Below are 12,480 nucleotides of genomic sequence, written 5' to 3' on the forward strand. Positions count from 1 at the left end.
CCGATGCAAATGTTATAAAGTTACGCATCCTGAACTTGTCGAGAATGATTTTCAATAGCCATGAAAGCGCATCGTGAGCACCCGCTGCGCCGATGCCCTGTCTGGAGAGATTCAGCGGAACTGGCGCATCGGCCTGGCTCCATGACAACCCGGCAACCCCCACCGAAGACGGCTTGATCAACAGTCATGAACATCCCGCGCCTCGCCTTCCTGACCAGCCTCCCCCTCTTCCTGCTGCCGACCCTGTCCCAAGCCGCCCTCCCCATCCCCCTGGGCCCCCTCCCCCACTGCACCCGCAGCGCCACCCTGATGCACTGCAACGATGGCCAGGGCGGCTTCTATGGCATGGCCATCCAGGGCGATGACCTCTACCTGCGCGGCCACGATGGCCTCACCGGCCTCGGCTGGGCGCAGACCAGCACACGTTTCGGCCGTCTGCTGCTGCTCAGCGGCATCAGCAGCGACGGCACCGTGTGGATCGGGCTTGGCCGGCGCATGGGTTGGAACGTGCTGAACCGCCTCTCCACCTCTGCCGGTGACCGCATCCGGCTCTCCTGCAACCGCCTGAAGGGCTGCGACTGAGCCCTGGGCCGTGCCTCACCGCCAGGCCCCATGGACGCCCGCCACGCCGGCCGGTGCAGCAGCGACAAAACCGGCACCGATCCCGCCGTGCGGCTTGTCGGCGGGCCCGCGCTTGCGGTATCAGTGCATTCGCCCGCCCCTGAACTCCCTGGAAACACCATGACTGTCCTGGTTCCCGCCCACAGCCCCGCCGCCACCGGCAAACCTGCCGGCCGCATCCGCCAGAAGAACGAAGAGATCATCCTCGCCGCCGCCGAGGAGGAGTTCGCCAAGCACGGTTTCAAAGGCACCAGCATGAACGCCATCGCACTGCGCGCCGACCTGCCCAAGGCCAACCTGCACTACTACTTCAGCAACAAGCTGGGGCTCTACGTGGCGGTGCTGAGCAACATCCTCGAGCTGTGGGACAGCACCTTCAACACCCTCACCGCCGAGGACGACCCGGCCGAAGCGCTGGCCCGCTACATCCGCGCCAAGCTGGAGTTCTCCCGCCGCTACCCGCTGGCCTCGAAGATCTTCGCCATGGAAGTGATCAGCGGCGGCAACTGCCTCGACAAGTATTTCAACCAGGACTACCGCGACTGGTTCCGTGAGCGCGCCGCCGTGTTCGAGGCCTGGGTGGCCGCCGGCAAGCTGGACCCGGTGGACCCGATGCACCTGATCTTCCTGCTCTGGGGCAGCACCCAGCACTACGCCGACTTCGGCTCGCAGATCTGCCGCGTCAGCGGCCGCAAGCGCCTGACCAAGGACGACTACGAAGTCGCCGCCCAGACCCTCACCCACATCATCCTCAAGGGCTGCGGCCTGACGCCGCCGGCCAGCGCCTGATGCCCTTCACCCTGGCCGGGCCCTGCGAGTACCGCGAGGACATCCGCAAGAGCCGCTTCATCGCCCTCGCCGCGCCGGTCACCAGCGCGGCAGAGGCCCAGGCCTTCATCGCCACCCACAGCGACACCGCCGCCAGCCACAACTGCTGGGCCTGGAAGGTGGGCGCGCAGTACCGCTTCAGCGACGACGGCGAACCCGGCGGCACCGCCGGGCGACCGATGCTCGCCGCCATCGAGGGCCAGGACATGGACCGCGTGGCGGTGCTGGTGATCCGCTGGTACGGCGGCATCCAGCTCGGCACCGGCGGCCTGGCGCGGGCCTACGGCGGCAGCGCCGCCAAGTGCCTGCAGGGCGGCGAACGCATCGAGCTGCTGGCGCTGCTGCGCCTGCGCGGGCACGTGGCCTTTGCCGAGCTGGCGCCGTTCAAGGCGCGCCTGGCCGAGCACCAGGCGCGGCTGGAAGACGAGGCCTACGACGCCGAAGGCGCCTGGCTGGAGCTGGCCCTGCCGGCGGAACGCCAGGCGGCCCTGCAGCAGGTGCTGGCCGACCTCAGCCGGGGCCGCAGCCAGTTGCAACCGGTGGAGGAGGAGGCGCCGTGAGCGGCCGCCTGCGCATCCACTCCCCGGCCATCCTCTACTTCGACATGGTCCGGCGTTGCCACTCCATCCGCGAGGCGGCGCGCCGCCTCAACGTCGCCTCGTCGGCGGTGAACCGGCAGATCCTCAAGCTGGAGGACGAGCTGGGCACGCCGCTGTTCGAACGCCTGCCCGGCGGCCTGCGCCTGACCCCGGCCGGCGAGACCCTGTCGCGCCACGTCACCGTGGTGCTGCAGGACCTGGAGCGGGTGCGCTCGGAGCTGGACGCCATGCAGGGCCTGAGCACTGGCCATGTGGAGATCGCCACCGTCGAAGGCGTCACCCTCGACCTGCTGCCCCGCGTGCTCGACGCCATGCACACGCGCCATCCGCGCATCACCGTGGGCGTCACCACCCTGGGCTCCCAGGCCATCCCCGAGGCGGTGCTCAGCGGCGACGCCGACCTGGGCCTGGCCTTCGGCCTGCAACGCAGCGCCGAGCTGCAGCAGTTGTGCCTGGGGCACTTCCGCCTGGGGGCCATCGTCCCCGCCGGCCATCCCCTGGCCCGGAGCCAGGAGGTGGCCTTCGCCGCCTGTGCCGAACACCGTCTGATCCTCGCCAAACGCGAGCTGTCCCTGCACCACCAGATCGGCCCGCTGTTCCGCCGCCTGCGCCAGCCGGGCCTGCCGGTGCTGGAAAGCAGCTCCCTGGAGCTGGCCCGGCAGATGGTCAGGCGCGGCCTGGGCATCGCCTTCCAGACCCGCATCGGCCTGGAGGCCGACCTCGCCAGCGGCGAGCTGCTGCACCTGCCGCTGACCGACCAGGGCGGCCTGCACAGCGACCTCGGCCTGTACATGCGCGCCGGGCGTCACCTGCCGGTGGCGGTGGACGCCTTCGCCCGGCTGATGGCCGAGGAGATCGCCCGCCGCGAGGGCGAGGAACCACCGCGCCTCTGAGCCGCCCCCCGGTCAGCACCGCGTCGAACGGGTTCCGGCACCGGCTTTCGGCGTCAGCCCATGCCCTCTGCCTACCCGCTCGATTTCTGCCCTTCACGCCAGCCTGCGCCCTTGAGCGCGCGGAACGCCCGCCGGGCTGGAGGCCGCGAAAATACTGACTTTCAGGTCAATTCAGCGCTGCCGTTCCGGCATCAGCCCGAGCGAAATACTGTTCTTTGGCGCACACCGGGCTTGTGCCGATACTGCGTCGCTCGGTGTCCGTACCGAACGGTCGATACCCACTCCACAGGAGCCACAACAATGAAAAAAGCACTGCAGGGAGCGTCGTTGGCACTGGCCTTCGTCATGGCCGGGGAGGCCAGCGCACTGGAATGGATGAACAACAGCCTGGGCTTCCGCTACGGCCAGCAGTTCACCAACCCCAACAACCCGGACAAGTTCGCAAAGCGCATCTACAGCTTCACCCACGCCAGCGGCTACCAGTACGGCAGCAACTTCTTCAACCTCGACGTGTTCCTCTCCGACAACCGCGACCCGCGCAAGGGCACCGACAACGGCGGCAGCGAGGTCTACGCCACCTACCGCCACCAACTGTTCGCCTCGCGGGTGTTCGACCAGCCCCTGGGCACCGGCCTGGTCAAGGACTACGCCTTCACCGCCGGCTTCGACGCCAGCCGCAACAACAACCGCGCCTCGGCCAAGAAGCGCGCCCTGGTGTTCGGCCCGACCCTCAAGTTCAACACCGTCGGTGTGCTCGACCTGAGCCTGCTCTACTACCGCGAGCGCAACCACAGCGGCATCCCCGGCGTGCGTCACGAGAACCTCACCTTCGACGGCACCTACAACCTCAACCTGACCTGGCTGCGGCCGTTCAAGGTGGGCGACCACGCGGCCAAGTTCCAGGGCTTCGTCAACCACATCGGGGAGAAGGGCGAGGACTACAACAACCGCGACACCGCCCCGGAAACCCTCATGCGCACCGCCCTGATGGTGGCCGCCCGCCCGGGCGACCGGGTGCAGCCCAACCTGTGGTTCGGCGTCGGCTACGAGTACTGGCACAACAAGTTCGGCGTGGACGGCGGGCGTGGCAGCCGCACCTCCACCCCGACCCTCAACCTCGAACTCAGCTTCTGAGCCCTCCCCGGCCCCGTGGCTCGGGTTTCAACCCGGGGCGCCTTCGCCGGCCATGCCCCGGGCTGAAGCCCGGGCTACGGGTGCCACCCGCAACGCCGAGGCCCGGACTGTAGCCCGGACTTCAGTCCGGGGATTCCACACTCCGGGCCTTGAGCTTCAACCTGGAAATCCTGCGCCAGCCAGTCCCTGGGCTGAAGCCCAGGCTACGGGTGCCACCCGCAACGCCGTAGCCCGGACTGTAGCCCGGACTTCAGTCCGGGGATTCCACACACTAGGCCTTGAGCTTCAACCTGAAACCCCTTCGCCAGCCCGCCCCGGGCTGAAGCCCGGGCTACGGGTGCCGCCTGCCGCTTCCGATGATCTGGAACCGCCCACAAAAGCCGGGGACAAGCCTGTGGATAACCTTTGCAAAGGTGGCGCTGGGCTGCGTGCCGTGGTGCCTGCCGCGAGCTGATCAAATAACGATCACCCCGCCCTGCGCCCAAATGGCGCACGCAAGGGCTTGACAGGCATGGATTAATTTCGCTTGGAAATAAGGCACCGCGCCAGCATCCCGTCGAGGTGCCCCGTGCTCGCCCACAATAACCGTGGACAGACCTGTGGATAACCTTGGGAATAACTGCGCCGGCCCTGCTGCGCCAAGGCCTGCGCCGCCCTGATCGAAAAACCGCCACAACGGTGCGCCAGCCCACCGTCCACGCCCCATTTGCGTGCAACCTCCGCGCGGCCCTGACACTCCGTCGTCACGCCGCCTCAAGGTCGGCGCGCTTTCTGACCCGGTGGCCAGCTTTTTGCTTTGGCAGGGCCAGCTGATTGATCGAGTGAAGCCCCCATGACCGCCTCCCCTCCCCGCCTGGAACTCCTGGGCATCACCAAGCGCTACCCCGGCTGCCTGGCCAACGACCGCGTCGACCTGGCCATCGCCCCCGGGGAGATCCACGCCCTGCTGGGCGAGAACGGTGCCGGCAAGAGCACGCTGATGAAGATCATCTACGGCGTGGTGCAGCCCGATGCCGGCGAGATCCGCTGGCAGGGCGAGGCGCGGCGGGTGCGCGACCCGGCCCAGGCCCGCGCCCTGGGCATCGGCATGGTGTTCCAGCACTTCTCGCTGTTCGAGACGCTCACCGTGGCCGAGAACATCGCCCTGGCGCTGGGTCGCGAGGCGGGCACGCCCAGGCAACTGGAGGCGCGCATCCGCGAGGTGTCGCAGCGCTACGGCATGGCCCTGGAACCGGGGCGGCTGGTGCATGCGCTGTCCATCGGCGAGCGCCAGCGGGTGGAGATCGTCCGCTGCCTGATGCAGGACATCCGCCTGCTGATCCTCGACGAGCCCACCTCGGTGCTGACCCCGCAGGAGGCCGAGGAGCTGTTCGTCACCCTGCGCCGGCTGGCGGCCGAGGGCTGCAGCATCCTCTTCATCAGCCACAAGCTGGCCGAGGTGCGGGCGCTCTGCCACAGCGCCACGGTGCTGCGCGGCGGCCGCGTCTCCGGCCAGTGCATCCCGGCCGCGTGCAGCGACCTGGAGCTGGCGCGGCTGATGGTGGGCGATGCCGAGGGGCTGGTGGCGCAGTACCCCAAGGTCAGCGGCGGCGCGCCCTTCCTGCACTTGGAGGGCCTCGACTGGCACAACCCCGACCCGTTCGGCGTGTCGCTGAAAGCCATCGGCCTGGAGGTGCGCAGCGGCGAGATCGTCGGCATCGCCGGGGTGGCCGGCAACGGCCAGGACGAGCTGCTGGCGCTGCTCTCCGGTGAGGCCCGGCTGCCGCCGGCCAAGGCGGCGGCGGTGCGCTTCGCCGGGCAGGCGGTGGGCCAGTTGCCGCCGGATGCGCGGCGCGCCCGGGGCCTGGCCTTCGTGCCCGCCGAGCGCCTGGGGCACGGCGCGGTGCCGGAGCTGTCCCTGGCGGACAACGCGCTGCTCACCGCCTCGCGCCAGGGCCTGCTGCGCCACGGCCTGGTACGCCGGGGCCGGGTGCTGGCCTTCGCCGAGGAGGTGATCCGCCGCTTCGCGGTGAAGACCCCGGACGCCCACAGCGCCGCCCGCAGCCTTTCCGGCGGCAACCTGCAGAAGTTCATCCTCGGCCGCGAGATCCTCCAGCAACCCAGGCTGCTGGTGGCCGCGCACCCCACCTGGGGCGTGGACGTGGGCGCGGCGGCGGCCATCCACCGCGCGCTGATCGCGCTGCGGGATGCCGGCGCGGCGATCCTGGTGATCTCCGAGGATCTGGACGAGCTGTTCCAGATCAGCGACCGCATCGGTGCGCTGTGCAGCGGCGAGCTGTCGGCGCTCAGGCCGGTGCCGGACACCACCGCCCAGGAGGTCGGCCGCGGGATGGCCGGCCGCTTCGATTCGCCCCAAGCCGCCTGACCCGGAGCCCCCATGCTGTTATCCCTCGTACCCCGCACCCAGCCCTCGCGGGCGATGCTGGTGCTCTCCCCGGTGCTGGCCGGCCTGCTGACCCTGGCCTGCGGCTCGCTGCTGTTCCTGGCCCTGGGCAAGGACCCGCTGGAAACCCTGCACACCGTGCTGATCGCCCCGGTGAGCGACCTCTACGGCGTCTCCGAGCTGCTGGTGAAGGCGCTGCCCATCCTGCTCTGCGCCCTGGGCCTGGCCGTGGCCTACCAGGCGCGGGTGTGGAACATCGGCGCCGAGGGCCAGTTGCTGGTCGGTGCCCTGGCCGGCAGTGCGCTGGCGGTCCACGTCATCGACTGGGAGAGCCGCTGGGCGCTGGTGCTGGTACTGGCCGCCGGCACCCTCGCCGGAGCCGCCTGGGGCGCGCTGGCGGCCTGGCTGCGCACGCGCTTCAACGCCAACGAGATCCTCACCACCATCATGCTCAACTACGTGGCGCTGAACCTGCTGCTGTATGCGGTGCACGGGCCGCTAAAGGACCCGGGCGGCTTCAACTTCCCCGAGTCGGCCATGTTCGGCGACGCCACCCGCCTGCCGCCGGTGTTCGAGGACCTGCGCCTGCACATCGGCCTGTACTTCGCCCTGCTGGCGCTGGTGGCGGTGTGGGTGCTGCTGCACAGGAGCTTCCTTGGCTTCCAGATCAAGGTGCTGGGCCTGGACAGGCGCGCGGCCGGCTTCGTCGGCTTCCGCGAGCGGCGCCTGGTGTGGCTGGTGCTGCTGCTCAGCGGCAGCCTGGCGGGCCTGGCCGGGGTCGGCGAGGTCACCGGGCCCATCGGCCAGTTGGTGCCGCAGGTGTCGCCGGGCTACGGCTACGCGGCCATTACCGTGGCCTTCCTCGGTCGCCTGAACCCGTTCGGCATCCTCGCCGCCGGCCTGCTGATGGCGCTGCTCTACCTGGGTGGCGAGAACGCGCAGATGGCGCTGAACCTGCCGCAGTCCATCACCCAGCTGTTCCAGGGAATGATGCTGTTCTTCCTGCTCGCCTGCGACCTGCTGATCCTCTACCGCCCGCGCCTGACGGCCCGCTGGACGCTGCGCACGACGGCCCGCGCACGCGGAGCCCTGGCATGACCCTCTCCTCTCTTCCTGACGCGCGGCTCGCCGCCCGAGGCTTCTGACCCATGGATCTCGATCTGCTGACCAACATCCTCTTCGCCATGGTCCGCTGCGGCACGCCGCTGCTGCTGGTGGCCCTGGGCGAGCTGGTGTGTGAAAAGAGCGGTGTGCTCAACCTCGGCCAGGAGGGAATGATGCTGTTCGGTGCGGTGGTGGGCTTCATCGCCGCCATCGGCACCGGCAGCCTCTGGCTCGGGGTGCTGGCGGCGATGGCCGCCGGGGTGCTGCTGGCGGCGCTGTTCGCCCTGGTGGCGCTGGGCTGCAACGCCAACCAGGTGGCCACCGGGCTGGCGCTGACCATCTTCGGCATCGGCCTGTCGTCCTTCGTCGGCGCGGCCTGGGTGGGCAAGCCGCTGGCAGGCTTCGAGCCGCTGGCGATCCCGCTGCTGAGTGCGCTGCCGGTGCTGGGCAAGGTGCTGTTCAGCCAGGACCTGATGGTCTACCTGTCCTTCGTGCTGTTCGCGCTGATCGCCTGGGCCCTGCTGAAGAGCCGCATCGGTCTGGTGCTGCAGGCGGTGGGCGAGAACCCCGACGCGGCCAGCGCGATGGGCCTGCCGGTGCTGCGGGTGCGCACCCTGGCGGTGTTGTTCGGCGGGGCGATGGCGGGCATGGCCGGGGCCTACCTGTCCCTGGCGTACACGCCGATGTGGGCGGAGAACATGACCGCCGGGCGCGGCTGGATCGCCCTGGCGCTGGTGGTGTTCGCCAGTTGGCGGGTGTTCCGCGTGCTGCTGGGCGCCTACCTGTTCGGCCTGGCCAGCATCCTGCACCTGGTGGCCCAGGGCGTGGGGCTCGCCATCCCGGCCAACCTGCTGGCGATGCTGCCCTACGTGGCGACCATCCTGGTGCTGGTGCTGCTCTCCCGCGATGCGCTGCGCACCCGCCTGTTCGCCCCGGTGTCCCTCGGCCAGCCCTGGAAGGGCGGGCACTGAGGGCGCGGTGGTTCAGGCCCGCAGGTGCTCGGCCAGGCGCAGCAGCATGGTGTCGCAGGCTTCCAGTTGGGCGAGGGTGACGAATTCGTCGGGCTTGTGGCCCTGGTCCATGCTGCCGGGGCCGCAGACCACGGTGGGGATGCCGGCCTCGTGGAACAGCCCGCCTTCGGTGCCGAAGGCCACGGTGCCGAAGTCCCGCGAGCCGCTGATCAGCGCCACCAGTTCGGCCGCTTCGCTGGCGGCGTCGGTGGCCAGGCCCGGGTAGCTGCCCAGGGGCTCGAAGCGGATGCCGGTGCCCGGCTGCACGGCCTGCATGCGCGGCACCAGCTCGGTCTGGGCGTAACGGTCCAGGCGCGTCGCCACCTGCTGGGCGTCGAAGCCCGGCAGGGCGCGCACCTCGAAGTCGAAGCGGCATTCGGCGGGGACGATGTTCAACGCCCGGCCGCCCTCGATCAGCCCGGTCTGCACGGTGGAATACGGCGGGTCGAAACGCGGGTCGTGGTGCTCGGGGCGGGCCAGCTCTTCGCCGATCTCGCCGAGGTGGCCGATCAGCCGCGCGGCGTATTCGATGGCATTCACCCCCTGCGGCGCGTAGGCGGAATGGCAGGCGGCGCCGTGCACCTGGCAGCGCATGGCCAGCTTGCCCTTGTGGCCGAGCACCGGGCGCAGTTCGGTGGGTTCGCCGATCAGGCACAGGCGCGGCCGGTTGGGCCGCTGGGCGAGGGCGTCGAGCATAGAACGCACGCCCAGGCAGCCCACTTCCTCGTCGTAGGAGAACGCCAGGTGCACCGGCAGGCGCAGCGGCTGGGCGAGGAAGGCCGGGACGGCGGCCAGCACCGAGGCGATGAAGCCCTTCATGTCGGCGGTGCCGCGCCCGTAGAGGCGGCCCTCGCTTTCGCTGAGGCGGAACGGGTCGCGGGTCCAGGCCTGGCCGTCCACCGGGACCACGTCGGTGTGCCCGGACAGCACCACCCCGCCCCGGTCGGTGGGGCCGAGGGTGGCGAAGAGGTTGGCCTTGGTGCCCTCGGCATTGAGGAACAGCTCGCTGGTCACGCCCTGGCCGGCGAGGTAGTCACGGATGAAGCCGATCAGCGCCAGGTTGGAGTCGCGGCTGACGGTGGGGAACGCCACCAGCCGCTCCAGCAGGTCGAGGCTGGTGGCGTCACTCATCCCCGGGCACTCCGTAGCTGGGCGCCGCCGTCGGGTCCAGGGCGCGGGTGATGTAGTCCTGCTGCTGGGGGGCATAGGCCTGCCAGAGCCCGGCGAGCACGCCGATGGGGTCGTGCTCGGCCCAGTCCACCCGCAGGTCGACGAGGGGCCAGGTGAGGTCGCCCATCACCTTGAGCGCTGCCGAGTGCACCGGGCCGGCTTCGCCCCCGGCGGCCATGGCCGCCTGCATGGCGCCGAGCAGGCGCTCGGCCAGTTGCCCTTCGGAGGTTTCGAAGGCGCGCACCATGGCGTCGATCACCGCCGGGTCGGACAGCAGGTTGCCGGCGGCCACGCACTGCTCGCCGGCCACGGCATTGTGCAGGCCGAGGGCTTCGCTGCCGCTGAACAGCGCGGTGCGGCCCTGGCCGTCGATGACCGTCACCTGGCGGTACTGGCTCCAGCCGTTGGCGCCCAGGGCCCGGTCGAGGGCGGCCTGGGGCGTGAGGTGCTGGGCGTCCAGCAGGTCGAGGATCTGCGGCCCCAGGGCCGGCAGGGTGACGTTCTGCGTGGCCACCGCCCCCACCCCGGCACGCACCCAGGGGCAGCGCGCGCCGACGGCGATGCTGGAGGAGCTGATGGCGATGCCCAGTTGCCCGGTTTCCGCGCAACGGCCGACGATGGAAAAGGTCATGGGAGCTCCTTAGCGGGTGGCCTGCCAGTCATCGGGGATCACGGCGATCACGTCGATCTCCATCAGCCACTGGGGCTGGCCGAGGGCCGAGACCACCAGGCCGGTGGAGATGGGGAACACGCCCTTGAGCCACTTGCCCACCTCCTGGTAGACCGGCTCGCGGTAGCGCGGGTCGAGCAGGTAGGTGGTGGTCTTGACGATGTGGGAGAGGTCGCTGCCGGCCTCTTCGAGCAGTTGCTTGACGTTCTTCATGGCCTGTTCGGCCTGGGCCCGGGGGTCGCCCAGGCCCACCAGGTTGCCGTCGAAATCGGTGCCCACCTGGCCGCGCACGTAGACGGTGTTGCCGGCGCGGACGGCCTGGCAGAGGTCGTTGTCCAGGGTCTGGTTGGGGTAGGTGTCGCGGGTGTTGAACATGCGGATGCGGGTATGGGTCGGCATGGCGGTGTCCTTGGCGTCGGGTTCGGGGCTCAGCCCTGACGGCGCTGGGCGGCGTCGTGGTAGGCGAGGTACTTGCGCTGGGTGGCGATCTGGTCGGCCACGTGCTTGGCGTCGTGCCAGACGCCCCAGATGAACGAGGAGCCCCGGCGCGACAGCCACGGCAGGCCGAGGAAGTAGACCCCCGGTTCGCTGGACACGCCGCGCTGGTGGCGGGGCTTGCCCTGGGCGTCGAAGGCGTCCACCTGCAGCCAGCTGTAGTCGGTGGCGAAGCCGGTGGCCCAGATGATGGCGCCGATGCCGGCGGCGGCCAGGTCCAGTTCGAGGATCGGCTCGCGCACGCAGGCCGGGTCGGGGCGCATGCGGCGGGCTTCGGGCTCGGTCGGCAGGTCCAGGCCGTTGCGCTCGATGTAGGCATCGGCGGCGTCCAGCAGGGACAGGTAGTTCTCGTCACCCCGGGCAAGGTTGTCGGCCAGGTCGTTGGCGAAGCGGACGGTGCCGCCGTCGAAAGCCTGGGTCAGCCCCACCAGGGTGATGCCCTGTTCGGCGAGGGCGCGGAAGTCCACGGTGTGGCCGCCCCGGGCGCCGCTGACGGCGATGGTGACGTGTTCGCGGCCGGGCTTCATGGCCTGCTGGTCCCACTCGCCGAGCACCCCCAGCCACCAGCAGAAGTCGCGGCCACGGTAGCTGCGCGGCGGGCGGTCGTGGGCGCCGACGGAGAGGTAGACCTGCTTGCCGGCACGCTGCAGCTCATCGGCGATCTGCACGCCGGAAGAGCCGGCGCCCACCACCAGCACGGCGCCTGCGGGCAGTTGGCCGGGGTTGCGGTAGTCGGCGGAGTGCAGTTGCACCAGGGTCTCGCTGCGCGGGGCGATGGCGGGGATCACCGGGCGCTGGAAGGGGCCGGTGGCGGCCACGACATGACGGGCCTGGATCACGCCGTCGGAGGTCTCCACGCGGAACCCCGGCTGGCCGACGTTGCGCACCACGCGGGTGACTTCGACGCCGGTGCGCACCGGCACTTCGAAGCGCTGCACGTAGGCTTCGAAGTAGTCCGCCACCTGCTCCTTGGAGGCGAAGGCGTCGGGGGACATGCCCTCGAATTCCATGCCGGGGAAACGGTCGTGCCAGACCGGGCCGTTGGCCACCAGGGAATCCCAGCGCTGGGAGCGCCAGCGTTCGGCGATGCGGTCGCGCTCCAGCACCAGGTGGGGCACGCCGAGCCGGGTCAGGTGTTCGCTCATGGCGATGCCGGCCTGGCCCGCGCCGACGATCAGGGTGTCGATTTCAGTCTGTCCAACGGTCATGGTCGGTGTCCTTCTGCTGGGCGGTTTTCGGCTCTTGGAATTGCAGGCCGCTCAGGGCCGGCGGAGAACGATGGACAAGGCGCAGAGGGATGAACCGGGCAGGCGGGCACGAGGCCGTTGGAGGCTGGAATCACGCACGCTGCACCCCGGCTCGACCGTCTGTGCGGTCTGGCTTTCGTTCGGGTCGGGCAGATGGTGCGCCAGCTTCCAGGCCAGGAAAATTATTAAAAATATGCTCGCTGCCCATGAAAAAACTCGGCAACGGCGCGGGGTTGGAGCGGCGGTGTGGGCGCGTTTGATGCGGTTCGCGTAGCTCACCGCATCCTACGGGTGGGGCGCGGAGCGGCCGTGGGATGGGCTGAGCC

At 70.0% G+C, this 12,480-nt stretch carries 12 protein-coding genes; 8 read left to right on the top strand and 4 right to left on the bottom strand.

Annotation, left to right across the window (positions count from 1 at the left end):
* Positions 1-186 precede the first annotated feature (186 nt).
* The 8 genes from A7D27_RS24860 to A7D27_RS24895 all read left to right on the top strand — a co-directional run bounded on the left by A7D27_RS24860 (position 187) and on the right by A7D27_RS24895 (position 8,533).
* A complete protein-coding gene (locus tag A7D27_RS24860; RefSeq protein ID WP_069566444.1) occupies positions 187-582 on the top strand; it encodes a hypothetical protein in 396 nt (131 codons plus the stop codon).
* 159 nt (positions 583-741) lie between these two features.
* On the top strand, positions 742-1,410 hold the full coding sequence (locus A7D27_RS24865; protein ID WP_069562851.1) for a TetR/AcrR family transcriptional regulator: 669 nt from the start codon (positions 742-744) through the stop codon (positions 1,408-1,410).
* Positions 1,410-2,009, top strand: coding sequence for a YigZ family protein (locus A7D27_RS24870; RefSeq protein ID WP_069566445.1), 600 nt, complete (start codon positions 1,410-1,412; stop codon positions 2,007-2,009). The genes A7D27_RS24865 and A7D27_RS24870 overlap by 1 nt, the downstream gene beginning before the upstream one ends.
* Positions 2,006-2,941, top strand: a complete 936-nt coding sequence (locus A7D27_RS24875) for a LysR family transcriptional regulator (protein ID WP_069562853.1) — start codon at positions 2,006-2,008, stop codon at positions 2,939-2,941. Before A7D27_RS24870 ends, A7D27_RS24875 begins: the two co-directional genes overlap by 4 nt.
* 300 nt (positions 2,942-3,241) lie before the next feature.
* On the top strand, positions 3,242-4,075 hold the full coding sequence (locus A7D27_RS24880) for a nucleoside-binding protein (protein ID WP_069562854.1): 834 nt from the start codon (positions 3,242-3,244) through the stop codon (positions 4,073-4,075).
* Positions 4,076-4,907: 832 nt separating this feature from the next.
* Positions 4,908-6,440: an ABC transporter ATP-binding protein gene (locus tag A7D27_RS24885; RefSeq protein WP_069566446.1), complete on the top strand. Its 1,533-nt coding sequence runs from the start codon at positions 4,908-4,910 to the stop codon at positions 6,438-6,440.
* A gap of 12 nt (positions 6,441-6,452) precedes the next feature.
* Positions 6,453-7,556: an ABC transporter permease gene (locus A7D27_RS24890; RefSeq protein ID WP_069566447.1), complete on the top strand. Its 1,104-nt coding sequence runs from the start codon at positions 6,453-6,455 to the stop codon at positions 7,554-7,556.
* Between the two features lie 50 nt (positions 7,557-7,606).
* Positions 7,607-8,533 carry an ABC transporter permease gene (locus A7D27_RS24895; protein ID WP_069562857.1) on the top strand — a complete coding sequence of 309 codons (927 nt, stop codon included), beginning with the start codon at positions 7,607-7,609 and terminating at the stop codon, positions 8,531-8,533.
* A 12-nt stretch (positions 8,534-8,545) separates the two neighbouring features.
* Here A7D27_RS24895 and argE read toward each other — a convergent pair whose 3' ends face one another.
* From argE to A7D27_RS24915, 4 genes are read right to left on the bottom strand one after another with little or no spacing between them, the layout of a single operon-like run.
* Positions 8,546-9,703: an acetylornithine deacetylase gene (gene argE / locus A7D27_RS24900; RefSeq protein ID WP_069566448.1), complete on the bottom strand. Its 1,158-nt coding sequence runs from the start codon at positions 9,701-9,703 to the stop codon at positions 8,546-8,548.
* Entirely contained in the window at positions 9,696-10,373 is a 678-nt protein-coding gene (locus tag A7D27_RS24905) for a DUF1028 domain-containing protein (RefSeq protein ID WP_069562859.1), read from the bottom strand. The genes argE and A7D27_RS24905 overlap by 8 nt, the downstream gene beginning before the upstream one ends.
* A gap of 9 nt (positions 10,374-10,382) precedes the next feature.
* Positions 10,383-10,811 carry a RidA family protein gene (locus A7D27_RS24910; protein WP_069566449.1) on the bottom strand — a complete coding sequence of 143 codons (429 nt, stop codon included), beginning with the start codon at positions 10,809-10,811 and terminating at the stop codon, positions 10,383-10,385.
* A gap of 29 nt (positions 10,812-10,840) precedes the next feature.
* Entirely contained in the window at positions 10,841-12,115 is a 1,275-nt protein-coding gene (locus A7D27_RS24915; protein ID WP_069566450.1) for an NAD(P)/FAD-dependent oxidoreductase, read from the bottom strand.
* Positions 12,116-12,480 lie beyond the last annotated feature (365 nt).

It is taken from the genome of Pseudomonas sp. 1D4 (assembly GCF_001728925.1).
Taxonomy (GTDB): domain Bacteria; phylum Pseudomonadota; class Gammaproteobacteria; order Pseudomonadales; family Pseudomonadaceae; genus Metapseudomonas; species Metapseudomonas otitidis.